21 protein-coding genes are annotated in these 25,611 nt (G+C 58.9%); 11 read left to right on the top strand and 10 right to left on the bottom strand.

The window, feature by feature from the left end:
* Nucleotides 1–23 precede the first annotated feature (23 nt).
* The 4 genes from ACVWYY_RS01205 to ACVWYY_RS01190 form a co-directional block, all read right to left on the bottom strand.
* The gene (locus ACVWYY_RS01205) at nt 24–1,250 is read right to left on the bottom strand and encodes a type II secretion system F family protein (protein WP_457403363.1); all 1,227 of its coding nucleotides are present in this window, start codon (nt 1,248–1,250) and stop codon (nt 24–26) included.
* Between the two features lie 197 nt (nt 1,251–1,447).
* Nucleotides 1,448–2,590: a type IV pilus twitching motility protein PilT gene (locus tag ACVWYY_RS01200; RefSeq protein WP_414383847.1), complete on the bottom strand. Its 1,143-nt coding sequence runs from the start codon at nt 2,588–2,590 to the stop codon at nt 1,448–1,450.
* A 131-nt stretch (nt 2,591–2,721) separates the two neighbouring features.
* Nucleotides 2,722–4,803, bottom strand: a complete 2,082-nt coding sequence (locus tag ACVWYY_RS01195; protein ID WP_457403362.1) for a GspE/PulE family protein — start codon at nt 4,801–4,803, stop codon at nt 2,722–2,724.
* 156 nt (nt 4,804–4,959) lie between these two features.
* Nucleotides 4,960–6,597, bottom strand: coding sequence for an acetolactate synthase large subunit (locus ACVWYY_RS01190; protein WP_457439378.1), 1,638 nt, complete (start codon nt 6,595–6,597; stop codon nt 4,960–4,962).
* 178 nt (nt 6,598–6,775) lie between these two features.
* On the opposite strand from ACVWYY_RS01190, the gene ACVWYY_RS01185 reads away from it, so the two are divergent.
* The 6 genes from ACVWYY_RS01185 to ACVWYY_RS01160 all read left to right on the top strand — a co-directional run bounded on the left by ACVWYY_RS01185 (nt 6,776) and on the right by ACVWYY_RS01160 (nt 13,193).
* Nucleotides 6,776–7,828: a dipeptide epimerase gene (locus ACVWYY_RS01185; RefSeq protein ID WP_414342327.1), complete on the top strand. Its 1,053-nt coding sequence runs from the start codon at nt 6,776–6,778 to the stop codon at nt 7,826–7,828.
* Nucleotides 7,828–8,889, top strand: a complete 1,062-nt coding sequence (locus ACVWYY_RS01180) for a DUF1611 domain-containing protein (protein ID WP_457403360.1) — start codon at nt 7,828–7,830, stop codon at nt 8,887–8,889. Before ACVWYY_RS01185 ends, ACVWYY_RS01180 begins: the two co-directional genes overlap by 1 nt.
* Nucleotides 8,890–9,453: 564 nt before the next feature.
* The gene (locus ACVWYY_RS01175) at nt 9,454–9,615 is read left to right on the top strand and encodes a hypothetical protein (protein ID WP_414352050.1); all 162 of its coding nucleotides are present in this window, start codon (nt 9,454–9,456) and stop codon (nt 9,613–9,615) included.
* 139 nt (nt 9,616–9,754) lie between these two features.
* The gene (locus ACVWYY_RS01170) at nt 9,755–10,342 is read left to right on the top strand and encodes a DUF2062 domain-containing protein (protein ID WP_457403359.1); all 588 of its coding nucleotides are present in this window, start codon (nt 9,755–9,757) and stop codon (nt 10,340–10,342) included.
* 183 nt (nt 10,343–10,525) lie between these two features.
* Nucleotides 10,526–11,314, top strand: a complete 789-nt coding sequence (gene map / locus ACVWYY_RS01165) for a type I methionyl aminopeptidase (protein WP_457403373.1) — start codon at nt 10,526–10,528, stop codon at nt 11,312–11,314.
* Between the two features lie 7 nt (nt 11,315–11,321).
* On the top strand, nt 11,322–13,193 hold the full coding sequence (locus ACVWYY_RS01160; RefSeq protein WP_414406936.1) for a chloride channel protein: 1,872 nt from the start codon (nt 11,322–11,324) through the stop codon (nt 13,191–13,193).
* A gap of 16 nt (nt 13,194–13,209) precedes the next feature.
* Here ACVWYY_RS01160 and ACVWYY_RS01155 read toward each other — a convergent pair whose 3' ends face one another.
* Genes ACVWYY_RS01155 through ACVWYY_RS01140 form a run of 4 tightly spaced genes read right to left on the bottom strand, consistent with a single transcriptional unit; the run spans nt 13,210 to nt 16,417 of the window.
* A complete protein-coding gene (locus tag ACVWYY_RS01155; protein ID WP_457439315.1) occupies nt 13,210–13,965 on the bottom strand; it encodes an endonuclease III domain-containing protein in 756 nt (251 codons plus the stop codon).
* A 3-nt stretch (nt 13,966–13,968) separates the two neighbouring features.
* Nucleotides 13,969–15,072: an undecaprenyldiphospho-muramoylpentapeptide beta-N-acetylglucosaminyltransferase gene (gene murG, locus ACVWYY_RS01150; RefSeq protein WP_414356779.1), complete on the bottom strand. Its 1,104-nt coding sequence runs from the start codon at nt 15,070–15,072 to the stop codon at nt 13,969–13,971.
* Between the two features lie 41 nt (nt 15,073–15,113).
* The gene (locus tag ACVWYY_RS01145) at nt 15,114–16,103 is read right to left on the bottom strand and encodes a photosynthesis system II assembly factor Ycf48 (protein WP_457439312.1); all 990 of its coding nucleotides are present in this window, start codon (nt 16,101–16,103) and stop codon (nt 15,114–15,116) included.
* An 8-nt stretch (nt 16,104–16,111) separates the two neighbouring features.
* On the bottom strand, nt 16,112–16,417 hold the full coding sequence (locus ACVWYY_RS01140; RefSeq protein ID WP_049749648.1) for a rubredoxin: 306 nt from the start codon (nt 16,415–16,417) through the stop codon (nt 16,112–16,114).
* 338 nt (nt 16,418–16,755) lie between these two features.
* Here ACVWYY_RS01140 and ACVWYY_RS01135 point away from each other — a divergent pair, with 338 nt between their 5' ends.
* Both ACVWYY_RS01135 and tpiA read left to right on the top strand, forming a co-directional pair.
* Nucleotides 16,756–17,166, top strand: a complete 411-nt coding sequence (locus tag ACVWYY_RS01135; RefSeq protein ID WP_414389244.1) for an FHA domain-containing protein — start codon at nt 16,756–16,758, stop codon at nt 17,164–17,166.
* Nucleotides 17,167–17,383: 217 nt separating this feature from the next.
* Nucleotides 17,384–18,136, top strand: coding sequence for a triose-phosphate isomerase (gene tpiA, locus ACVWYY_RS01130; protein ID WP_011433738.1), 753 nt, complete (start codon nt 17,384–17,386; stop codon nt 18,134–18,136).
* 4 nt (nt 18,137–18,140) lie between these two features.
* Here tpiA and treY read toward each other — a convergent pair whose 3' ends face one another.
* Entirely contained in the window at nt 18,141–20,942 is a 2,802-nt protein-coding gene (gene treY / locus ACVWYY_RS01125; protein ID WP_457439310.1) for a malto-oligosyltrehalose synthase, read from the bottom strand.
* 175 nt (nt 20,943–21,117) lie between these two features.
* Here treY and ACVWYY_RS01120 point away from each other — a divergent pair, with 175 nt between their 5' ends.
* The 3 genes from ACVWYY_RS01120 (at nt 21,118) to ACVWYY_RS01110 (ending at nt 23,869) form a co-directional block, all read left to right on the top strand.
* A complete protein-coding gene (locus ACVWYY_RS01120; protein WP_414332314.1) occupies nt 21,118–21,786 on the top strand; it encodes a hypothetical protein in 669 nt (222 codons plus the stop codon).
* Nucleotides 21,787–21,820: 34 nt separating this feature from the next.
* Nucleotides 21,821–22,690: a M48 family metallopeptidase gene (locus ACVWYY_RS01115; protein ID WP_011433741.1), complete on the top strand. Its 870-nt coding sequence runs from the start codon at nt 21,821–21,823 to the stop codon at nt 22,688–22,690.
* 240 nt (nt 22,691–22,930) lie between these two features.
* Entirely contained in the window at nt 22,931–23,869 is a 939-nt protein-coding gene (locus ACVWYY_RS01110; RefSeq protein ID WP_457439308.1) for a carbohydrate kinase family protein, read from the top strand.
* Here the strand turns inward: ACVWYY_RS01110 and ACVWYY_RS01105 are convergent.
* Nucleotides 23,863–25,587: an ABC transporter ATP-binding protein gene (locus ACVWYY_RS01105; protein ID WP_414374844.1), complete on the bottom strand. Its 1,725-nt coding sequence runs from the start codon at nt 25,585–25,587 to the stop codon at nt 23,863–23,865. The two genes, ACVWYY_RS01110 and ACVWYY_RS01105, sit on opposite strands and share 7 nt — an antisense overlap.
* Between the last annotated feature and the right edge of the window lie 24 nt (nt 25,588–25,611).

Raw genomic sequence — 25,611 nt, 5'->3', positions numbered from 1 at the left:
GGTTCAAGGGTCAGCCCAATCCACTACTTCACCAGCTCGAACACGTTGAACATGGGCAGGTACATGGCCACGATAATGCAGCCCACCATACCGCCCAGGATCACGATCATCAACGGCTCCAGCAGGCTGGTGAGGGCGCGTACCGCCTCCTCCACCTCCAGCTCGTAGAAATCCGCCGTCTTCATCAGCATCGCGTCCAGCTCCCCTGTCTCTTCCCCCACGCTGATCATCTGAATGGCCATGACTGGGAAGACCTTGGCCTTGTCCAGAGCAGGGGCAATCTGCCCTCCCTCTGAGATGGATTGGCGGGCGGCGTCAATGGCGTTGGCCACCACCTGGTTGCCGGAAGTGTCGCGCACGATCTCCAGAGAAGTCAGCACCGGCACCCCAGAGCGGGTCAAGGCCCCAAACGTGCGGCAAAAACGGGCCACCGCCGACTTCTGAATCAGATCTCCAAAAATGGGGAGCTTGAGGGCCAGAGCGTCGATGGTTTCTTTGCCGGCGGGGGTGCGGTAAAAGCGCCGGAAAGCAAAATAGACGGCCCCTAGAAAGCCCACCAGCCCCAAGCTGTACTGGGGCGTGCGCAGGAACTTGCTGATGTTGATGAAAAACTGGGTAAAGGCGGGCAGCTCCCCACCCAAGTCGTTGTAGATGCTCTCAAACGTGGGCAAGATGAACAGCACCATGCCCAAGAAAATCAAGACAGCCAAGATCGTCACCACCACCGGGTAGGTCATGGCTGACTTGATCTGCTTCTGCAGGCGATCCATGTCCTCCAGCAGCTTGGCCAGGCGGTTGAGCACTTCGTCCAGCACGCCGCCCACCTCCCCCGCCTGCACCATGCTGCAGTAGAGGCCGTCGAAGGCGTCGGGATAAGGGCGGATGGAGTCGGAGAGGTTTTTCCCCGCCTCCACCTCCGCTCGGATAGCCCGCAGGTACTTTTTGAGTTTGGGGTTGCCGGTTTGCTCCTCCATGATGGTGAGAGAGCGCACCATCGACACGCCGGCGTTGATCAAGGCAGCAAATTGCCGGGAGAACACTGCCTTGTCGCGAATGTCGATGGATCCCAGCATTGAGAAATCGAAAGACGTATCCAAGGAGAAAAAGGGCTTTTCTTCCTGAATGTCCTCCTGTTTGGCGAAAATCCCATCTCGGCGCAGCCGTGCGCGGGCCTCGGTCAAGTTGTTGGCCACCACCGTCAGGCGTACCGGCTGACCGGCCTTTAACCCCCGAACCTTGTAGCGCGGCATGGCTGTACCCCCGGCTAGATCGCTCTAAATAACGAAATGGCTTTAAATGTTTCGCAGGTGCAAAAGAGAAGTCAGCCCAAACCTTGGGCCGATCAACGATCTCTCAGCTAGAGCTTAGCCACAAATTGAGGCAGCGGCTAGAGATCGGCAATGAACCCTCACCCCGGGATCCCAGCACTGCCTGGTGGCAACGAGGTTTAGCGACGGGCGGCAACTGCTGGTGGCCGCTGTTGCTGGGCAGCCGCGGCTGGCGAGGGCCCGGTAACGTTGCCCAAAAGCCGTTGCAACTCCTCGGGGCGAGAGGTCTTAGACATGGCCGTATCGAAGTCGATCTTGCCCTGTAGGTAAAGGTTAGCCAGATCTTGCTCCAGCGTTTTCATGCCCTGCTTGCCCCCCGTCTGGATAGCCGAGTAGATCTGGGCAGTTTTGCCCTCCCGAATCAGGTTGGCAATGGCCGGCGTCACCACCATGATTTCCTGCACCAGCACCCGTCCAGGCTCTCCTGGCTTGGGATTGAGGCGGCGGGCCAGAGTTTGGGAGAAGACGGCCTTGAGGGAGTTGGAGAGCTGCACGCGAATCTGCTGCTGCTGCTCGGGCGGAAACACATCCACCAAGCGATCCACCGTCTGGGCGGCAGAACTGGTGTGTACCGTGGCAAAGCAGAGGTGGCCCGTCTCGGCGGCGGTAATGGCCAACTGGATGGTCTCCAGATCCCGCATCTCCCCGATCAGGATCACATCCGGATCCTCCCGCATCGCTGCCCGCAGGGCATTGGCAAAACTCTTGGTGTCTTCCCCCAGTTGCCGCTGGTGGATGATGCTGCGAATGGGGGTGTAGATATACTCAATGGGATCCTCGATGGTGAGGATGTGCTCGGCCCGTTCGCGGTTGATCATGTCGATCATGGAAGCCAGCGTAGTCGATTTGCCAGATCCCGTTGGGCCGGTTACCAGCACCAAGCCCCGCGGCAGGCGAGCTGCTTCCTTACACACATCCGGCAGGCCCAGCTTGTCGATGTTGGGGATCTCAGAAGCCAGGGCCCGCATGGCGCAAGCATAGGTGCCGCGATCGCGGTAGACGTTCACGCGGAAGCGCCCGATCCCGCGCACCCCATAGGAGCAGTCCAATTCCCAGTTTTGCTCCAGCTGCTTGCGCTGGTTGTTGTTCAGCATGCTGAAGATCAACCGCTGCACCTCCTCTGCCGAGAGAGGCTCATGCTCTGTCGGCTCAAGGTGACCATTGATGCGGAAGTAGGGGGGCAAACCCGCCGAGATATGAATGTCGGAACCGCCCTTTTGGACGATTGCTTCCATGAGGTCTTCGATCATCAGTTGGGGCATAGGGTTGGGTTCTCCAAAGGCGAGTAGAACTGTCTATCAAAAGAGCCGCCGGCCAAAGCCATGTGAGAAAGGCAACTGTATAGGACTGTTATAGTCGGCACCCCAACATCGTCAAGTGCCAAGCCGACTTCCTAAAACTTCGGGGTCAGGCAATAGGGGCAGTCCATCCAGTCCACATGCAAGGCCGCGCCACAGTTGCGGCAGGTGCTGAGAGCCTTGGCACGGGCCTTCAGCTCGCTTTCCAGACCCTTGTCGGTGAGGGTCACCCGATCCACCTCCTCCAGCGTGGTGAGGCCCTGCTTCACCAGCATCAAACTGTAGGCCAGCAGGGTTTTCATGCCACTTTCCACCGCCGCTTCTTTGATCACCTCCGTGGGGGCCTCTTTGTTGATCAAGTCCGCAAGGCGGTCGTTCATGCGCATGAACTCGTATACCCCTACCCGACCTTTGTAGCCCACACCCCCACACTTCTCGCAGATGGGCTTGCCGGTGGCCTTGCGCTGCTCCACTTCTTTGGGGGAGAGCTTGTTGGCTTTGTAGAAGGTGAGCTGCTCGCCGTCGCCACTGAGGGTAAGGCCATAGCGGGCCAGCTCCTCCGGCGTGGGGTGGTAGGGGATCCGACATTCGGTACACACTCGGCGCATCAAGCGCTGAGCCAGCACCCCCAGCAACGAGCTGGAGATCATAAATGGCTCGATCCCCATCTCCGTCAGACGGGCAATGGCGCCAGGGGCATCGTTGGTGTGCAGCGTGGTCAACACCAAGTGGCCCGTGAGGGAGGCTTCGATGGCGGTTTTGGCCGTCTCGTGGTCGCGGGTTTCCCCCACCAGGATGACATCCGGGTCTTGCCGCAAGAAGGCCCGCAGGATCATGGCAAAGTCCATGCCCTTTTCTCGGATCACCTGCACCTGAGTGATCCCCGGCAGCGAGTATTCAATGGGATCCTCGGCGGTGCTGATGTTGATGCCCGGGTCGTTCACCTCCGCCAGAGCTGAGTAGAGGGTGGTGGTTTTCCCGGATCCCGTTGGCCCGGTCACCAAGATTAGGCCAAAGGGTCGCCTGACAATCTCCTTGAAGCTTTCCAAGGTCTCTGGGTCGGTGATCAGCTTATCCAGCCCCAGTTGGGTGGCGGAGTTGTCCAGGATCCGCAGCACGATCTTCTCCCCGTAGCGGGAGGGCAGGGTGCTAACCCGGAAGTCTACCTTGCGTCCCTTGAAGACCCGCCGAATCCGCCCATCCTGGGGCAGGCGCCGCTCGGCAATATTCAGGTTGGAGATGATTTTAAAGCGGGCAGTGAGGGCGGGGACGATCTTCTTGGGAAAGTTTTCAAAAGCCTGCCGCAACACCCCATCTTTGCGGAAGCGGATGCGCAAGTATTCTTCTTGCGGCTCGATGTGGATGTCGGACGCCCCATCCTGCAGGGCTTTGATCAGGATCTGGTTGGCCAGTTTAATAATCGGGGCATCATCTGCCGATTTGAGCTGCTGCTCCAGGGATCCCTCGCTGGCCTCATCGGCAGCCACATCCTCAATAGCATCCAGATCGATTTCGGCAGTGTTGACCACCACCTCTTCTTCCTGTTGGGCAGCAGCCGCCTGTTGGGCAGCAGCCGCGTCGTTGATCCCCTTGATGGCCAGCAGCTCCGCCTGCGCATCCATGTAGCGGTTGATCAGGGTCTCGAAATCCCGCTGGGTGAAGACCCGCCGCTGCAGCTTCAGCCCCTGGATGCGGAAGCGCCGTTGAATGTCGTCCAGTGCCTGCAGGTTGTCTGGCTTGACCATCGCCACCGTCACTTGGTTATCCTGGCGGCGAATGGGCAAGAACTTGTAGCGGTTGCAGATGTCGAGGGGCAAGATCGAGTCGATCAGCCCAATCATCTCGGAGATCTCCACTGGCTCCAGGTCGACATCCAGGGAGGGGATCCCGTAGATGATTTTCAGTTCAAAGAGCTGCTGCCGTTTGTAAGCCCGCTCCAGGTCAGGGGTGATCTCTTTGCCCACGATATCCTTGACCACCAGAGCCAGGGCCTTGCTGTTGCCCTCTCGATCCGCTTTGAGGGCGTTTTGGATGTCCTGGATTTGCTTATCATCGGCAAAGCCCAGCTCCTTTAACTTGCGGCCAAAGGGGGTAATGCTGACGTTGGCGATGGCCAGAGCTTTGCTGGCAGCGCCGGCGCGGCGCGAGGTAAAGGGAGGGGAAGGAAGATCGCTCATGCTGGCGGGTCACCCACAATGCCTCTATTTCACTGCACTTGGCTGCTAAGGGTCAACGGTAAAGATACATAAGTCTGGACTTCCCAGAGGCCGCCAATCCTGAGCTTACTATGCCCCAACTCGGCTCAAATCTCGCATTCCTATCCACCTCACCCCCTAAGTCTCGCAGACCAGCGCTTGCGACCGCTGGGTCAAGTAAAGATTTTCGCCGTAATCGACAGGGCAGTCGATGAGGGTGGGCACCGGCTGCTCGAGGGCCTGCTTCAGGATGGGGATCAGCTCGGCAGCCTTTTCGACGCGGTAGCCCTTGAGGCCCATGCTCTCCGCCAGCTTAACGAAGTCTGGATTGCCGAACTTGACGAAAGCAGCCTCGCCATACTGGTTGTGTTGCTTCCACTCGATCAGCCCATAGCCGCCATCGTTGAAGATGAGGGTGACAAAGGGAGTGCCCACCCTGAGGGCAGTTTCCAGCTCTTGGCAGTTCATCATGAACCCTCCATCTCCGGTTACGGCCACGATGCGCCGGTCGGGATGCACCAATTTGGCGGCCAAGGCCCCCGGAATGGCGATGCCCATGGCGGCAAAGCCGTTGGAGATGAGACAGGTGTTGGGTTTGTCACAGTGGTAGAGGCGGGCCATCCACATCTTGTGGGCGCCGACATCGGAGATGACGATGTCTTCCGGTTGCAGGACTTGGCGCAGGTCGTAGATCAGCTTTTGGGGCTTGATCGGGTAGCTCTGATCCTGGGCATAGCAGGTGTACTCGCGGACGATGTTCTGCCGCAGGCTGAGGCCATAGGGATCCGGCTTGCCCGTGCGATCGCAGCGGCGCAGGATCTCCATCAGGGAGTCGGAAATGTCTCCCACCACCTCTACTTGCGGGATGTAGCTGCTGTCGATTTCTGCGGGCAGGGCAGCGATGTGAACGATGGGGATGGTGCCGTCGGGGTTCCATTTCTTGGGAGAGTACTCGATGAGGTCGTAGCCGACGGCGATCAACAGATCGGTGCGGTCGAAGCCACAACTGACCAGATCCCGCTGCTGTAGGCCAACGGCCCACAGGGACAAGGGGTGGGTGTAGGGGATCACCCCTTTGCCCATGAAGGTGTTGACCACGGGGATGTTCAAGCGGGTGGCAAATTCCGTGAGGGCGCTGCTGGCTTGGGCGCGAATGGCCCCATTGCCGGCCAAAATCAAGGGGTTGCGGGCGCGGGAGATCAGGGACGCCGCTTCGTTCAGGCTTTGACAGGAGGCGTAGGTTTTGTCCAGGCGATCTCTCCTCAAGGGAGTGCCGCTGGCTTCCATGGCGGCGATGTTTTCCGGCAAGTCGATGTGGACGGCCCCGGGCTTCTCGGTTTGGGCCAATTTGAAAGCCTTGCGCACGATCTCCGGGGTGATGCTGGGGCGGACGATCTGGGCATTCCACTTGGTGACGGGGGCAAACATGGCCACCAAATCCAGGTATTGATGGGATTCGATGTGCATGCGGTCGGTGCCCACTTGGCCGGTGATGGCCACTAGGGGTGCTCCATCCAGGTTGGCATCGGCAACTCCGGTCATCAGGTTGGTGGCGCCCGGCCCCAAGGTGGAGAGACACACCCCCGCTCTGCCCGTCAGCCGGCCATAGACATCGGCCATGAAGGCGGCCCCCTGTTCGTGGCGGGTGGTGATAAACCGAATCGAGGAGCGGCGCAGGGCTTGCAGGACTTCCAGGTTTTCTTCGCCAGGAACGCCGAAGATGTACTGCACCCCCTCATTTTCCAGGCAGCGAACCAGCAGTTCGGCGGTATTCATGGTGGCAAGGGTATGGAGAACGGTGGATCTGGATCCCACCATAGACGGCGGACGGGGCAAGGGATAACTTGTTTTCTGGGCTTGGGGACGGGGGCAGGCTGGGCTGGGAACCAAGCTAAGCTCAAAGGGGCGGCCCAGGCCCAATTGCCCCTCCAAGCTTCCTCTTCTGGAGATGCCCATGCGGCTCTACGTCGAACCTTTCACCGTTCACAAGCGCTACGCCTTGACCATCAGCCGAGGTACCCACAGCGATACAACCTTGGCTTGGGTGCGAATTGAGGAGGAGGGAGTTGAAGGGTGGGGAGAGGCTTGCCCTTTTTCGGTGAGCGACGACTACCACCAGTCTCTGGACGACATCCTGATGGGCTTGGACGTGGCCAAAGGGATCCTGCGCCGCCATTCCCCCTGGGAGCGACAGCCAATCGAGGCAGAACTGCTGCGGGCCGGGATCCCTTCGGCAGCGCGGGCAGCGGTGGATATGGCCCTGCACGATTGGATGGGCAAACGGCTGGGGAGGCCCCTGTGGCAGTTGTGGGGGCTGGATCGCTCCCGCATTCCGCCCACGACGATGACGATCGGCATCTCCACCCCGCAGGCGGCCCGCCAGCGCGCCTTGGCCTGGATGGAACAGACCCAAGCGCGGGCCTTTAAGATCAAGCTGGGCAGCGGCTCAGGACTGATGGCGGATCAAAACATGCTGATTGCTGTACAAGAGGTGATCCCGCTGGGATCCCTGATTACAGTGGATGCCAACGGCGCTTGGACGGTGGAGCAAACCCTGAGCATGAGCAACTGGCTGGCGGGGCAAGGGGTGAGCTACCTGGAGCAGCCTTTGGAGAGGGGGCAGGAAGCGAAGCTGATCACCCTCTGGCACGAGTCGAAGCTGCCCATTTTTGTGGATGAGAGCTGTATGGACAGCCGCGATATCCCCCCTCTGGTGGATCGCGTCCACGGGATCAACATTAAGCTGATGAAGTGCGGAGGCCTCAGCGAAGCCTGGCGCATGATCCACACCGCCAAAGCCCACGGCCTGCAGGTGATGTTGGGCTGCTACAGCAACACAGCTCTGGGGAATACAGCGGCAGCCCACTTGGCTCCCCTGGTGGATTACCTGGACTTGGATAGCCACCTCAACCTCATCGACGATCCCTTTGCCGGGGCCATCCTGCAGGACGGCTGCCTGCTCCCCACCGACCGACCGGGTTTGGGGGTAGAGCTGCGGGAGGAATAATGGGAAGGCCGGAATCCCTGTCCAGCGAAAGTCGCGTGGCCATCCTGCTCCACGGGGGGTTGCTGGGGGAGCATGGGAAAACGGGGCTGGGGCTGCTGCGCTACGGCTCTTTCCCGGTGGTGGCGGTGATCGACCGGGAGCAGGCGGGGGGATCCCTGGCCCATCTGACCGGAATTGCCAAAGACATTCCCATCGTGGCCTCGGTGGAGGAGGCGCTGGCCCACCGGCCTGAAGTTCTGGTGATTGGGATTGCCCCTTCAGGGGGGCAGTTGCCGCCAGCCTGGCGGGAGGAGTTGGGCCTGGCCCTGCGAGCTGGCCTATCTCTGGTGAATGGGCTGCACACGCCTTTGGCCGAGGATCCCCAGTTTCGGCAGTGGTTGCAGCCGGGGGCCTGGATCTGGGATATTCGCCGCGAGCCCCCCAACCTGTCGGTGGGGAAAGCCCTGGCCCGCACCTTGCCCTGTAAACGGGTGTTGACGGTGGGCACCGACATGAGCGTGGGCAAAATGTCCACCAGCCTAGAGCTGCACCGGGCCAGCCTGAGACGGGGCCTGCGCTCCCGCTTTTTGGCCACCGGGCAAACTGGGATCCTGATCGGCGGCGAGGGGATCCCTTTGGATGCGGTGCGAGTGGACTATGCCAGTGGGGCGGTGGAGCAACTGATCTTACGCTATGGCTCTGACCACGACATTCTGCACCTGGAAGGTCAGGGATCCCTGCTCAACCCCGCCTCTACGGCCACCTTGCCTCTGTTGCGTGGATCCCAGCCCACCCACCTTATCCTGGTACACCGCGCCGGCCAGACCCACATCAAGGGGATAGACTACGTGCCCATCCCGCCCTTACCCAAGGTGATTGAGCTGTATGAACAGGTGGCGGCAGCTGCCGGGGCTTTTGCCCCCGCGCCCGTGGTGGGGGTTGCCCTCAATACCTTCGGCTGGGAGGAAGAAGCAGCCCTAGAGCAGATCCGCCGGGTGGAAGCCGAGACCGGACGGCCCTGTACGGATGTGGTGCGTTTTGGGGCGGATCCCTTGTTGGAGGCAATTCTGGCGGCAGGATAACTCAGTTTGCAGACAGCGGATCCACTCCCATTGTCCATCTGGGAAAAACTCATCATCTTCAACAGGTGAGCGATTCAGATGGTTCCCGGTGCCGTTGTCTTCTCTGAGATGCGATCTCTTCAGCCAGGTATTCTCGATCCAAGTCGCTCCCATTAGCCGGGGGCCAGGAACTGGGCTTGCTCCGTGTTCAGAGAAGAGCATGACTCTAGTCAATAATAAGCTCAACTATACTGAAAATAATGTATAATATGTTCAGTACGGATTACTACCAGTTGATCTTTCTGTTTACTTTCGAGTCTGCCAACATGGTAGCCAAAGCAAAGCAGAAAATTGGTAGTAAGACGACACGGAAACTGCGCTTTGGGTATTCTACTCAAAGCTTTGCGGGATACCGCCATTCTGTTTGGAAACAAACAGAATGCTATCGCTGCATAGTTGAACAGTGATGTTCAGCAGTGTTCAGCGTAAATGTATCAGGCCTTCAATCTTCGGAAAGTAAGCCGATGGGTACACCTGCACAGCCAAGATGGGATCCTAGATTCACAGTCTTCCCCAGAACTCCAGATGACAACTCCCCCCGAAAAGCCTGATCCCAAAATGAAATCGGGATCCCTGCCCTCTGCCCTGCGATCCGGGCTGAACATTGCCCTGTTCCTATTCTTGGTGGTGCTGGTTTCCTACTTGGGTCTTAACTTCGTGCTGGCCTTGGTGGACAAGCTCAGGTGACCACTCCGTAAACCGATCCCCCGGCGTCACCCCGTTGCTGCCGGCCCAGATTTGCCGATAGCCCTTTGTCGCCAAGGGCAGGAAAGATACACTGGATTTACAGGACTTAACACCTTCTCTCAGTTGCCCCCTTGCCACCATGAGCCCCCTCTTTTGGTTGAGGCTGCCCTCTTTCTCCTGGCCTTCGCCGGGATCCCTTAAGCTTTATTCCAGATCCTACTCTGGATCTCAACCAGGGCCGACCCTAGCCCGCCGGGATCCTTCCTGGAAGCGTTGGCTGCGCTATCTTTATCTGCGCCTGTTGCGGCTGCAATCGTCGCCAAAAGAAATTGCCCGTGGCTTGGCGGTAGGGGTTTTTGCCGGCTGTTTCCCCATCTTCGGCTTTCAAACGTTGGCCGCTCTGGTGTTGGCTGTTCCGTTTCGGGGCAACAAGCTGGCGGCGGTGGCAGGGACCTGGGTGAGTAACCCCTTCACCTATGTGCCCATCTATGCATTCAACTACCAGGTGGGAGAATGGCTACTGGGATCCCGAACTGTCCTTCCCACCACAGAGCTGGTGGCGGCCACCTGGCAAAACTGGATGCAGTGGGGCTTGGAGATGTCGGGCACGCTGTTTGTCGGCTGTGCGTTTGTCGGTTTTTGGGGATCCCTCGTCAGCTATTTTCTGGGGCTGTGGTTGGTGCAGCGGATTCGTCGGCGGCAGAAAATGGCCGGCAGGGGTCTGTGAATGGGCGCAAGGCGATTCAGAATCCCAACTGAGAACCCAATCCTGGACAGTCTGCAGGTGCAGAGATCCATCCGTTTTCACAGAGCTTTTCACAGATAAGGTCTCATGATGGAAGACATGCGAGCGTTGTTGACAGACCTCAGCCGTCGCTCCCAGCGATGGGGGGAGCAGTTGGGATCCGCTTTGCAGACGCTCACGCAAGCCCCTCAGCCCATTGTGTTGCTCTCTTCGCGGGAACTGGAGAAAATGCGGCGGGCTTGTCGCCTGGCGGCAGATCTGCTCAAGCACTTGGAGCCGATGGTGCAGCCAGGGGTCACCACCCAAGAGCTCAACGACGAGGCCGAGCGATGGACGCGGGCGCATGGGGCCAGAAGCGCCCCTTTGGGCTACCATGGCTTTCCCAAGTCCATCTGCACCAGCGTCAACCACGTGGTCTGCCACGGCATTCCCAGCCCCAAGCAGATCCTGCGAGAAGGCGACATCATCAACATCGATGTCACCCCGGTTTTGGATGGCTACCACGGCGATACGTCCAAAACCTTCTTTGTCGGACAGCCTTCTGAGCGGGCGCGGCGCTTGGTGGAGGTGACCGAAGAATGTCTGCGGCGGGGCATTGCTGCCGTCAAGCCGGGGGGGAGAGTCGGCGACATTGGCGCTGCCATCCAAGAATATGCCGAGGCCCAGGGCTACAGCGTGGTGCGCGATTTTGTCGGGCATGGGGTGGGACGGCAATTCCACACTGCTCCCCAGATCCCCCACTACGGCGAACGGGGAAAAGGGGAGAAACTCCGCCCCGGCATGGTGTTCACCATCGAGCCGATGATCAACGAGGGCACCTGGGAGGTGAAGGTGCTCTCCGACGGGTGGACGGCGGTCACTTTGGATGGCAAGCTCTCGGCCCAATTTGAACATACGGTCGCCGTTACCGAAACCGGTGTAGAGATCTTGACCCTGCCTTCCCAAAGCCCCTGAGCCGATCATGAACAGCGCCCCCGCTCTCCGCCTGCGCCTCTCCTCCGAGAACCTGCTGCTGCTGCTGGCGGCGGCAGTGGGGTTGGCCACGGGGCTGTTGGTGGTTGGATTTCGCTACTTGATTGGCTGGTGGCGCTATCTGCTGCAGGACACCCTCGTGGATGGCCTCGGCAGGGCTGCAGAACACTATGGCCTGTGGCTGCTGGGATCCTGGCCGCTGGCTTTGGCGCCGGTGTTGGGGGGCCTGCTGATCGGCGCTTTGGGGGCAGTTGTGCCCTTTCCCAACTTGAGCCTCTCCAGCTTGGTGAGTCCTGCTCGTCCTTTGGCACTTCAGCCCTGGTGGATCCCGCTCAAGCTCTTGGCGGCTGCCATCTCGTTGGGCGCGGGAGCTTCCCTTGGCCCTGAGGCCCCCAGTGTGGAAAGTGGCGCTTTGCTGGGATCCCTGCTGGGGCAAAACCTACGCCTCTCGCGGGAGCGGGTGCAACTGTTGATGGCTGCCGGAGCAGCGGCTGGCCTGGCGGCAGGGTTTAACGCGCCCATTGCCGGGGTGTTTTTGGCGCTGGAGCTGGCTTTGGCCCGCACCTTCACCACTTCTGCTGTCAGTGTGGTGGTGTTGGCGGCGGTGGTCTCCGCCTTGATCGCCCAGGTGGGGTTGGGGGCACAACCCGCTTTTCTTTTGCCCACCATCACCCAGCCGGCTTTTGTCTTGCCGGACTACGAGATCCACAGCTTGCTGGAGGTACCTCTGTATCTCGGCTTGGGCTTTTTGGCCAGCCTGGTTTCTATGGCCTTCAGCTACACCCTGGAGTGGGGCAAGCACCTGTTCAACAGTGGCCCCCTGGCGGCTTGGCCGGCTTGGAGCAAGCCCATTTTGGGGGGCGGGATCCTGGGCTGCGCGGGCTTGGGGATCCCATTGGCGTTGGGGGTGGGCTATGAAACCATTGAGTCGATTCTGCAGGCCGTTCCCTTTTCTCTTGGCCATCTGGGCCTGCTCCTATTGGGCAAGCTGTTGCTGAGCGCTTTGAGCCTGGGCAGCGGCTTTGTGGGGGGAACCTTTGCCCCGGCTTTGTTCATGGGGGCAGTGCTGGGGGCAGGCTACGGTCAGGTGCTATCTCAAGCTTTGCCCTTGATTGCCTTGTCTCCCCCTGCTGCCTACGCCATGGTGGGCATGGCGGCGGTGTTGGCGGCCAGCGTGCGGGCTCCGCTAACGGCCATCTTGCTGCTGTTTGAGATGACGCGGGACTATCACATTGCGCTGCCGGTGATGGCGGCAGTGGGTTTGAGCATCTGGCTGACGGAGCAGTTGCATTCGCCGGCCATCTACCCTTCCGCCCGTCGCTATCGCCACGCAACGCTTGACGGAGTCCTTGGGCAGGAGCCTAGAGAGCTGACGGTGCAAGAGGTGATGGTGCCCCCATCTCTTTTGCTTCGGCAAGACACACCGCTGCGAGAAGCTCTGGAGAGTTTGCTGCAGCAAAAGTGCCATAGCGCGTTGGTGGTGGACGGACAGGAGCGGCTGCGGGGCATTCTCACCCTGGAAGATCTGGAGCGGGCCTTGGCCCATAAGGAGGCGGCGGAGTTGGCGGAGCTAACCGTACAGGAGGTCAGCCAATCTCCGGTTCTCACCACCTTCCCCGATGAGGCGGTAGCGGTGGCAGCCGAGCCGATGTACGAATACGATTTGCGCCAATTGCCAGTGGTCTCGCGGGAAGACCCGGAGCAGATCGTCGGCCTGTTGGATCGAGAGCGGGTGCTGCTCTCCCAAGAGATTCAATCGGTGCGGCAAGCCCTGGAGTTGGAAGTTCCCCCAGCAGAGAGAGACGCCGGCAGGAACGGACAAGAGGGGATCCCAGATGCTTCTACTGCGCCCGCAGAATAGAGCCCTGCTGTCGGGATCAACGCTGCCGCCCAGAGGGGCAGGTGGGACGCAGCGGGCAGCGGCCACATTCGGGCATACGGGCCTTGCAAATGCGCTTGCCCAGCCGGACAAAGTTGACGTGCAGGGAATAGGCTTTGCCTCTGGGGATCTGAGGGGAAAGCTGAGCAAAAGTGTCGTCGGGATGTTTGGCCCGCACCAAGCCCAGACGGTTGGCCACTCGATGCACGTGGGTATCCACCGGGCAGAGATCCCGACCCAGGCCGAACAACAACACACAGGTGGCGGTCTTCAGCCCCACCCCTTTTAACGAGAGCAGAAAGTCGAGGGCGCCGGCGTCGTCTAGCTCTCTTAGAAAGTCCAGACTCAGGGATCCCTGTCGTTCTTGAATGGCGGCCAGGATCTCCTGAATGCGGGCTGCCTTGAGGTGGGCTAAGCCGCCGGAGCGGATCACCTGGGCCAGATCTGCCGGGTCGGCGGCCAAGACCGCTTCCCAAGAGGGAAAGGTGGCTTTGAGGGCGCGGAAGGCACGGCTGCTGTTGGTGTCAGTGGTGTTCTGGGAAAGGATCGTGCCCACCAACTCGTCCAGGAGATCCGGGCGGGGGGAAAGGCCATCGGGAGCCCGCTGGGGGATCCCGAAGCACTGCTCTAGCCGCATCAACAGCGATTCCATCCTGTCAGCGGGCGGGAGTTCCGCCAGCAGGGTTGGGGACTCCGCCGCTTTGGCGGGCACAGGCGGGCGTTGGGAAAGGCTGTCCAATCTTGGCTGTACCACGGCTTAACGGGCAGAACTCTGGCGGATCTCCTGCAACAGGCGGGCAAGAACCTTGCTGGCATTGGGAGGAGCTGCGGCCTGCAAGCGAGCGGCCATTTGGGCAACCACCTGCGGCTGGGCCAACCAGGTCAACACCGTTTGCCGCAGCAAGTCCAGATTCTCTTCGGATTCTCGCATGACCACCCCCCCACCGCGCCCCACAAAGGCCAGAGCATTCTGATACTGATGATCCTCAGCGGCAAAGGGATAGGGGATCAAAATGGCTGGGGTGGCGGTGGTCAGCAACTCCGCCAGGCTCATGGCCCCGGCGCGGCTAATGGCAAAGTTGGCCCGCTGCAACAAGGCAGCTACATCTCGACGGAAAGGAAAGGGCCGGTAGCGGGGATGGCTGGGGATCCTGGCTTCCGGATCTTGAGCTTCGCTGCCGCCGGTCAAATGCACAATCCAGGCCCCCGCCTCCAACCAAGCTGGGGCACAGGTGGCCACCATGCGGTTGAGGCCCCGCGCCCCTTGGCTGCCCCCCATGACCACAATGAGGGGATCCCCGTCGGGAATGGGGAGGTCGGCAGGGAAAGGCTGGGGCGTGTAGAACTCGGCCCGCACTGGCGTACCCACCACTTGGGCAGCCACCCCTGGCAAATGCTCTGCCGTCTCCGCCATGCCCAGCGCCACCACCTGACAAAATCTCCCCAGCCAACGGGTCACTTTGCCCGGGATCCGATTGGACTCGTGCAGCAACACCGGTACCCCCAGCGAGCGGGCGGCCAAAATGGCCGGAGCGGCAATGTACCCACCGGTGGTCAGGACAATATCAAACCGTCCCGACATAAGGAGTCGGCGCACTTGCAGGGTGGCGCGGGCCAGTTGGGCCAAGGCCTGCAGCCTATGGAGAGGGGATCCCTGCCAGCCCGACATGACGACCCGGTGCAAGGGATAGCGCTCCCGCACCAGCTTCCCTTCCATCCGATCCGGCACCCCCAGCCATTCGATCTGCCAGTCAGGCAACTGCTCGGCAATAGCCAAAGCCGGAAAAATGTGGCCACCAGTGCCACTGGCAGCAACCAGCAGCCGCGGGCGTGAAGCTGGATCCTTGGCGCGTATATCCACCCGTGTGCCGATTAGGGATCCCTAAGATCTGATCTAGATCTTCAGGAGTTGTTGGAGCTGACATAGCGCAAGAGGGTGCCCCGTTGCCCCAGAATAAACCCCTGCTGGGGGCCGAAAAACTCAATGCTGTAGAAGTTGGCGGGGATGTTGCTGAGTTTCTTGGCCTGTTCCCAGGTTTTGCCACCATCAGGGCTGTGGATCAGGGTAGCGCCACCCCCCACCACCCACAGGTCGTGGTCGTTCTGGTAGGCGGCATTGAGGTAGCCAAAGCTGAGGGCCCGCCCTGGACGCAGCGGCGACGACCACTGGCCGGAGGTGAAGTCATCGGTAAAGGCGATCTCCGCCCCTTGGTTCAATTTCCAAGCGCTGCCGTGGGGGCCAAAGCCCATGTTTTGAATGCGGCGGGAGCTTTCCCGCGGGTAGGGCTTCCAGGTGCGACTTTCAGGAGTGTACAGAAAGTAGAAGCTGCCCCGCGACGACACCGCCAGATATTCGCCTTCAGGGCCGCGGGCAATGTTTTTGATGGCCCCAATCGGCTCATCCACTTGGGCATGCCAGGTCTGACCGCCATCTTCGGTGCGGTAGATGGCCCCCACATTGGTCACCATTTCGGCGGCGCCAGGGCCCAGAGCCTGGATCAAGAGCGGCTCCCCTGGCAGTTGGTTGTTGAGGCGGATGGAAGTCCAGTCGGATCCCTCGTTTAGGGTGTGGAGGAGGATCTTCGGCTGCCCGGCCACCCAGCCTTCTGCCCCAGCAAAGCTAATGGAGGCCAGGTAGGCTTCCGGCTCCAGACCCGGCAGCTCCCGCACCTGCCAGTGCAGACCCCCATCGCGGGATTCCAGCAGCGTCGCCTTGTCTCCCACCAACCAGCCATGGGAAGGGGTGGTGCCGGTGAAGGCAATGTCCAGCAGAATGTTCTGGGTGGGCACTTCCACCTGCTGCCAGGGGACCACCCGCATGTTGGGCATCCCCGCCGCCATCAGCAGCACCGAGACAGCAATCAGCAGCACCAGCCTCAGGGGTTTGAACATCTTGACCCTCACTCGACGAAATAGAAACTCATCAAAAATAAAAATCCCAGCGCCAGTCCCAAGAAGATCAGCAGGTTCTTTTGAGCAGGGGTCATCACGTTCACCCCCAGGCCGTAGCGCAAGTTCTCTTGAAAACCGGAAGGCTTGCCCTTGGCGCCCACTGCTTGGAACGAGCGCTTACCGGCTCGGCACACCGGACATTTCCAATCGGCTGGCAATTCCTCAAACGGTACGCCCGCCGGGATCCGATTGAGCTGATCCCCCTTGGCCGGTTCGTAAACATAGCCACAAGAACGACATTCGTAGCGCTGCATCCGCAGGGGATCGCTGAGCTGCGCATCGGTTTCATCTTCTGGCAACTCAATGAGCCTCGGTGTCTTGGGAGAACGGGGTTGAACACCGGGATCCGGTTGCGAGCCATTCATGGTCAGGGAGCCATCCGCATCGTCGATCCTATTATGAGAGGAATTGTTACAAAAATCTACTCAGACCCTTTCTTGTTGCTCAGGGGGATCCCGCGCCAGCTCAGAGTGATGGGCAGATTCCGCTGCTCTTGGAGAGGCTGATCTGGTGGACACAGGGATCCACCAGGGGGATCCTATGTTATGTTTTGGCTATCCTGCCCTCAGTGTTGTGCAAGCGGGTGCCTTTCATGACCACGCCCCCTCGCCGACCAGCCCTCAATCACGTGCTCATCGTCAAGGATCGTCATGGGCCAAAAGCCTACTGGTTGACGGCTGAGCTCTACTCCTTAGGCCGGGATCCACGCAACAGCATTCGCATCGACTCCCAGTACGCCTCTCGCTACCACGCCATTTTGGTCAAAACAGAATCCCCCTCTTCTCCCGATGGGTTCACTTACCAAATCATCGACGGAGACATTCAGGGCACCCCCAGCACCAACGGCCTTTACGTGCGTGGGCAACGGGTGGAATTTCGGGATCTGGAGGACGGGGACGAGATTCAGTTTGGCAACGATGCCACTGCTACCTACTCGGTGCAAAACAAGGATCTGGATGAAATCCTGGCTACTTTTGAAAACACCCAGATCGTTGGGCTGTAGGAAGCTGCCTTCCCTGTTGGGTCTTGGCCTGTCCCGTCTGCATGCTGGCTGAAGGGTTAACCGGCGCTCGGAGAAGGGATCCCGTCGCCGTATTTCTGGGATCGCTTGCTGGTAAACTGTGTCATACGAAAAAACAAAGCTGGGATCCCTGCTGTTTTATTGGGCTTTCTGCTTGCGGGATCCCTTCCTTCTGCTGTCTTTAAGGGAGGATCTCATCTTGCGCCCCATCCTCATTGCCGGCAACTGGAAAATGCACAAGACTCAGGCTGAGGCTCGCGAGTTTCTGCGAGAGTTGGGCCTGGCTTTACGGTCATCGCCGTCAGGGTCAGCATCCCAGCGGCAGATCATCCTATGTGTGCCCTTTACAGACCTGGCGGTGGTGGCAGAGCAAAGCCGCGGATCCGACATAGCCGTGGGAGCACAAAACCTACATTGGGAGGATCAGGGAGCTTTTACCGGGGAAATTTCCGGCCCCATGCTGGCGGAATTGGGGGTGCGCTATGTCATCGTCGGCCACAGCGAACGGCGGCAGTACTTCGGCGAGACGGACGAAACCGTCAATCGGCGTCTGGCAGCCGCCCAGCGGCACGGCCTTACCCCCATCCTCTGTGTGGGAGAAAGCCAGCAGCAGCGGGAGCAAGGCTTGACCGAGTCTTGGATTGTGGGGCAGTTGGATCGCGCCTTGCAAGGGATCGATCTGGAGAACTTGGTGATTGCCTATGAGCCAATTTGGGCCATCGGCACCGGCCAGACTTGTGCAGCTCAAGAGGCCAACCGGGTCATCGGCTTGATCCGGCAACACCTGGGCAATGCCCAACTGCCCATTTTGTATGGCGGCTCGGTGAAGGCCGGCAACATCGATGAGCTGATGGCCCAGCCTGAGATCGACGGCGTGTTGGTGGGAGGGGCCAGCCTAGACCCCCAAGAGTTTGCCCGCATCGTCAACTTTCAGGCCCTAGCTCCCGCCTAGGCCGCTAGCGGGATTGTCCCCACAGCAGGGCCACCGGGAAGGATTTCAAGACAACGCCCACCGGCAAGGTTTCGCCGGCAGGGATCCTTTCCTGGGTTAGCCCATTCACCCAGTCCAGCCGCTTCCAGCGCGGCAGATGAATTTCGGTATCTGCCCAAACGGATTCTCCCAGAGGATCTTGGGTTTCGTCGATCAACTTTGTCAGGAAACGCGGCACTACCGTGAGCAATACCTGCTTACTGTGCTGACGGGCAAAAGCCACAACATGGTCAGCATGGGATCCGCTGATTTGCAGAGGAATGTAGCTGCCCTCGAGAAACAATTGGGGCTGTTCCTGGCGGGCCTTGAGCACGTGGTAAATCAGAAACAGCTTAATGCGTCCGTCGCTGCGGTGCAGGAGCAAATCCGCGATGAGTTGGAGAGGATCCTGTTTAACCCGCCGCTGAATTTCTTCCAAATAGGCGAGGCGACGGGAAAAATCCACAGGCCGACGATTGTCGGGATCCACCATGCTCAAATCCCACAGTTCCGTGCCTTGGTAAATATCCGGGATCCCAGGGCTGGTGAGCTTGATCAGCGTCTGCGAGAGGGAATTAAAAATGCCAAAGTGAGCAACTTTCCGTTGGAAAGGCAAAAAGGACTCCAAAAAGGGGTTAGGACCTTGAAGGATCCGTTCGATAAAGGCGGTAGTGGCTTCTTCGTACTCGGTATCGGGGCGAAGCCAAGCGGTGTGGACCTTAGCTTCCCGCACTGCTTTGATGGCATAGTCTTTGACCCGCTGTACGAACTGGGACACCTCTTCCGGTTGGAAGGGATAAGAGCCGAGCAATGTCTGGTAGAGCAAATACTCGTCATTGCGATCCGGCAGTTCCGAGCGCTTAGCTTGTTTGCTGCGGACTTTGTAGCCGAGGTTCAGCTCATGCCAAAGATTGATGTGCTTTTCCCACTCGGCGGGGATTTCAGAAAGCACATTCAGCCGGGCCCGCACATCTTCGCCACGCTTGGTGTCGTGGGTGGCAGAAGCATTCATGGACAGAGGCCACCGAGCTGACCGCTCTTGATTAAAGCGGTGAAACTCTTGCACCGAAAGGCCAAAGCGACAGGGATCCCCACCGACTTCATTGAGAGATAAAAGGCGGTTGTACACATAAAAAGCAGTATCTTCTACCCCTTTGGCCATGAGAGGGCCGGCCAACTGCTGCAAGCGCATGGCAAAATAGATCTGCTCATTTTTCTCCTGGTCTGATAAATTGTCCAGAGACTCCAGGCAGAGAAAGCGCTGAATAAAATTCAGCTCATTCACCAAAACGGGCAGGTTCTCCTTGGCCTTCTCCACAGCTTGACGAACCACCTGTTGACCTTCTGGACTGAGGATCCCTTCGTGGATATAGACGCGGTAGACCGGAAAGCACACCAAAACTTCTACCAAAGCTCGACGTAAACTGTAGAGGGTAAAGTCATTGGCATAGCGATGGTGGCTGGTGATCTGTTTGAGCAAAAAAGCAAGGTTATCCATATCTCCTGACAGGTTGCGCTCGATGATCAGGCGTTTTTTATCTTCGATAACCTGCTCTGGGGAATGCCGTAGATTTGTGAAATTTTGATAGAGAGAGTCAAAAGCCTCTGCATTTTCTTCTTGACAAAAGATGCCGTTGAGCTTAGCCAAAAAATCATAGCCCGTTGTGCCCTGAACCGGCCAGCTTTGGGGCAGACTTTCATTAGCCTCTAGTATTTTTTCTACTACGATGTAGAGATTTGGGCAGCGTTCCCGCAGGCGATGGAGATACTCTTCGGGATTGAACAACCCATCGATATGATCGATGCGCAAACCACTAAAACGCCCCTGTTCTGCAAGCTTAAAGATAAGCTGATGGGTTTTGCGAAACACCTCGCGATCTTCCACCCGCAGTGAGATCAGCTCGTTAATGGTAAAGAAACGACGATAATTGATCTCCTCAGCACCCACCTTCCAGAAGGAAAGGCGAAAATTTTGCCGCGCCAGAAGACTATCCAGCAGGTCAAAGCTTGACGGATCCCCTGGCTTGCCGTTAAAGATGGCAATGTTCTCGTCAAAAAAGCTCTGGATAGGTTGGCTAGACGTGTAGAGTTCCCACAATGAATGCTTGGCAAAGCTAATTTGATCGGTGCGCTCTAGGAGATCTTCCTTGCTGGGAATGAATTTCAGGCTGAAGAGGATCCCGAGCAACTTGACGTAGTCAGGGTGGCTGCGTCCCAATTTTCGCCGCAGTTTGCTCAGGTTGTAGGTAAAAACATCCGCATAGGTGTCAATATTGAGGGGGAACCTCAAGTTGTAGTAGTTAATACTTAGGCCATCGGCATCATAACGAAGCTGGATTTGACCCGACTCCAAACATTTGTCGTAGAAATCTCCCAAGAAAGGGGCTAAGATTCTGCCTTTGATCCCCAGGTAAGAGTGATTCCAATTCACATCAAAGTAGTCAACAAAATCTGAGTTGGGGCCGCTCTCCAGAACGTCCATGAGCATCTGGTTTTGGCCATCGTAGGCCATGTGATTGGGCACAATGTCCTGGATCCAGCCTATTCCCTGCTGATTGAGGGCTTCCCACAAGAGCTCAAACTTTTCGCTTCCCCCCAATTCCTGATTAATTTGCCTGGGATCCACCACGTCGTAGCCGTGGGTGCTGCCTTTGCGGGCTTGGAAGATGGGAGAGGCATACAAGTCACTGATGCCCAGCAACTTCAGGTAGGGAACAATCTGTCGTGCTGCGTCGAAGTCAAACCCAGTATGAAACTGAATGCGATAGGTGGAAGTCGGGATCCGCATAATGACCTTAGAACAACGACAGAGGGGCCTAGCTCGCGAACGGCATAGGGTCAAGAGAAGAGATGTATCCAGGGTAGCGGCTAAGATCAAGGAGTCCTGCAGGGGAGAGGCGAGGTTAGTGAACTTGTCAAGGCCACAGAGGAGCGCTTCACCCCCGGTAAGGGGGCCGGCAAGGATGGCGAGGTGGGCAGGGATCCTGCTCGTGGGTGGGCTGATGGGGAGTTGGCGGAGCGAGGCAACCTGGGCAGAAAGCGAGTTTCGGGTGGGGAGTGAGCTGGTTTTGACCCTGCGCACCCCCGATGCCCCCGCTCGCCTCCGTCTGCTGAAGCAACGGTTGGAAGAGATTTTGCTACAGGCCAGCAGCCCTCAGGTGCAGGTCAGTCTGGATATCCCCAGTCCCAATCCCTCGACGACCGGCAGCGGGGATCCCCCAGCTCAAGCCGCTCGGATTCTTTTGAACCAGCAACTGCTGTTGGAGGTAACTCCAGCCGATGCAGAGGCTCATGCTGCTCCCCAACCGGCAGATCTGGCAAGGATCTGGGCGGATCGCCTGCAAACGGTGTTCAACCAGGAATCCAGTCGGCAGCAACTGTTTTTGGGATTGGGGCTGCCCCCGCACTTGACCTGGCAAGGGCGACTCTATCGCCGCGCTGAGCGTGCTGCCGCCGATACTGGGCGCTTTGTTACCGATGGCACTCGCATTCAAGATCATGTGGTCTATTGGGAGATCCCCTCTGGAGAAAACCCGTTTGATTTTACTGACAAGCCGACCCTGCCGGATCCGCCGCCGGAGCGGCTATTTTTGTTGAATCGCCACCGCCAGTTTGTGCCCTACGAGTTGTAACCGAAGTCCTTTCTCCCTCTGTTGTCTATTGTCTATGTCGTCCATTCAACGAGAACCTCGCATTCTGTTGGGCCTGCGGGCCGACCAATTTCGTCATCCCGTGGATCTGCAAGCCACCCGCTCTCTGCAGCAAGTGCCGGGGCTGGGCCTGCTGATTCAAAATTGGCTTGGCTCAACGGCAGGACAGATATTTTATCTGGACAACATTGCTTCTAGTATCCAAATTAACGAGCATCAGTTGCCGGAAATTCATCAGCTTTTGGTGCAGGCCTGTCGCATCTTGGATCTGGAGGTGCCCCAGCTCTACGTGCGGCAGAACCCCACGCCCAATGCTTACACCTTTGCCATGCAGGGGAAAAAGCCCTTCATTGTCTTGCACAGCTCTCTGCTGGATCTGTTGGAGCCGCCGGAAATTCAGGCCGTGATCGCTCATGAGTTGGGCCACTTGAAGTGCAATCACGGGGTCTACTTGACGATGGCCAACATTCTCATGCTCTCCACCAGCTTGCTCCCCTTCGGGGGGTTGTTTTATCAGGCGTTGCAGGATCAACTGATGCACTGGCTGCGGTGTGCCGAGTTTACCTGTGACCGGGCGGCGCTGTTGGTAGCCCAAGATGCCAAGACGGTGATCTCGGTGTTGATGAAATTGTGTGGGGGATCCCCGCAATTGGCCTCCAAGCTGAACGTGGACGCCTTTTTGGAGCAGGCCCGTACTTACGACGAGCTGGACGGGGATCTGTGGCAGATGGAGCTGAAGCAGATGCAAACGGTGGGGCGCACCCATCCGCTGCCGGTGCTACGGGCCAGAGAAATCGAGCGTTGGTTCCGCAGCAACACCTATCAGCAGATCCTGGAGCTCCAGGGATTGGGCTCCGCACCGCGGACGTCAACGGCTGCTTCGTAAACTACCCGACTCCGACCGCTAAAGCAGTACAGAGCGGGCTTTTAGTAGCCCTGCAGTTGGCAAGCCAACCACGAGCCTCTGGGGTGGTTTACAGCACCCCCAATCGACCGTTACCAGTGCCTTAAACAACCGTTTCTGGTGTCCGCAGTACAATTATAACCATGGAGGCGGACTTTCCTCTCGACACTGATCCTACCGGTACAGCACGGGGCTCCTGCGATTTCTAGCTGAGTGCTCAAGATGGATCCCTCTCATGTGCCCCTGGGTTTGCCGCTCATCTTGGGGGAGGTGCTTTTCGACTGCTTCCCCACAGAGATTGTGCTGGGCGGAGCAGCTTTGAATGTGGCTTGGAACCTCAAGGGGCTGGGATCCGATCCCCTCTTGCTCAGCCGTGTTGGCCAGGACGAGGCCGCCAGAGAGCTGCTGGGGGCCTTGCGACGGCAGGGGCTGCGCCTGGAGGGTCTGCAGCAGGATTCTGTTCACCCCACCGGCAAGGTTCAAGTAACCCTGGATGAGCAAGGGATCCCCACCTTCGCCATCTTGCCCGACCAAGCCTACGACTACATCCAGTTGGATATCGGGGCTCTGCAAGCTCTCCAGCCCAGCCTGCTCTACCGGGGCAGCTTGGCAGCCCGCCGGGAGGCAGCCCATCGCCACTTTCAAGAGGGGATCCCCGCTTTGGGCTGTCCCGTGTTTCTGGATCTCAACCTGCGGGATCCCTGGTGGCATCCAGACGCCATCCAGGAGATGCTGCGCACCTGCACTTGGCTGAAGCTGAACCAGGCAGAGCTGGAGCAAGTGGCCCAACTGGAAGGGATCCCTCCTGGAGACCTGCTGGAGCAAGGACAGATCCTCCAGGCTCATCTGAACCTGAAAGGTCTATTTCTGACCTTGGGAGCGGCAGGCGCGCTGCTGATCACCCCTACTCAGATCCATCGGGCCGACCCAGTGCCCGCGCCTCAGCTGGTGGATACAGTGGGGGCGGGAGATGCATTTAGCGCCGTGGCCATCCTGGGGCTGTTGCGGGGATGGCCGGAGGCGATTCTGGTGCAACGAGCCGTGCAATTTGCGGCGGCCATCTGCGGGATCCCGGGGGGAGCGCCTGCGGATCCGGAGTTTTACCGGCCCTTCCGGCAGGCATGGGAGATCCAGGAGATCCAGAGGCCAAGGGTTCAATGAAACTGGCGCAGGTGAAACTGGGCGTAGCGACCCCCTTTGCCCAGCAATTCTCGGTGATTTCCCTGCTCCAGCAATTGCCCCTGCTCCAAGACGAAAATGCGGTGGGCGGTGCGCACTGTCGAGAGGCGGTGGGCAATCACAAAAACGGTACAGCGTTGCATCAGCCGTTGCAGTGCTTCCTGCACCAACGCTTCCGACTCGTTGTCCAAAGCAGAGGTAGCCTCGTCCAGGATCAAGATCTTGGGGTTGAGGAGCACGGCGCGGGCAATGGCCAGCCGTTGCCGTTGTCCACCGGAGAGGGTGACCCCGCGTTCTCCCACGCGGGTGGCGTAGCCATCGGGCAAGCTCTCGATAAAGGTGTCGATGTTGGCCACCTGGGCCGCCTGGCGTACCGCTTCCAGGTCAAAATGCTCTTGTCCGTAGGCGATGTTGCTGGCAATGGTTCCCGAAAACAGGGTGATCTCCTGCGGCACAATGCCGATCTGCCGGCGCAGGCTCTTGAGGGTGACGGTGCGGATGTCGATGCCGTCGATGCGGATGCAGCCCTGCTGGGGATCGTAAAAGCGGGGAATCAGGCTCACCAGGGTGGATTTGCCGGCGCCGGAGGATCCCACCAGGGCCACAATCTCGCCGGGAGACACCTGAAAGCTGATCTGTTTGAGCACCGGCTGATCCGGTTTGTAGGCAAAGGAAACTTGGTCGAACTCCACCCAACCCTGAATGGGAGGCATGGGGCGGGCCCCGGGCAGCTCCCGGATCTGGGAGCGGGTGTTTAGCAGCTCGAAGATCCGCTCCACCGAAGCCTCACCCTGTTTCAGCTCGCTGTAGTTGTTGGTGATATGAACAATAGGGTCGATCAACATCGCAACACCGGCGATAAAGCCGAGAAACTGGCTGCCGGTCAGGTTGCCCTGGCTAATTTGCCAGCCGCCCACCCAAAACACCCCCAACACGCTCATGGCGTACAGGAAGCCCACCACCGGGTCTTGGATGGCTCTCATCTGTTCGGTCTGAAACCGGGCCAGGCGGTTGCTTTCGGCAATGGCACTGAAGCGGCGAATTTCGTAGTCCTCAGCCGCAAAGGCGCGAGTGAGGCTGATCCCGGCAAACACCTCTGTCAAGAGGGCGGCCAAATCCGACATCTTCTCTTGGTTGAGGCGGGAGCGAAACAAAAGGCGATCCCCAAACCAACTGATCAAGGCTCCCATCAGGGGGGCGATCAGCAAGGTGGTCAAGGTGAGAATGCCGTTGAGATAGAACAGGTAGGCCACCACCGCCAAGATGGTGAGCACGCTGGGGATGAAGCGATGGAAAAATCGTTGCACCACCTCTCCCACCCGATCCAGATCCCCCGTAAGGCGATAGACCAGATCGCCGGTGCGGCTGCCGGAAAAATAGTCCACATCCAGTGCCTGCAGGTGGGCATAAATCTGTTGGCGCAATTCCAAAACCATTTGCAAGGAGGCCCTCGCCATCAGGGTGTCTTGGCCATACTGAAAAGCGCCGCGCACCAAGAAAAACACCACCCCAATCAAGGCCAGCATCCGCAATTGCCCCAGATCCCCGGCACCAATGGAGCGTGCCACCCACTCGATCAAGTAGGCGAGGGCGGGCATGGTTAGCACAAAGCCAAGGGTGCAGGTCAGCCCCAGCAACAACATCCACAGATGGGGCCGAATGAAGGGAATGAGACGGCGATAGCTACGACCCGGATGCACAAATCACAAACCAGAAGGGCCTGT

The organism is Thermostichus sp. MS-CIW-34 (assembly GCF_054060435.1).
This window is presented reverse-complemented; position numbering and strand designations above follow the sequence as displayed.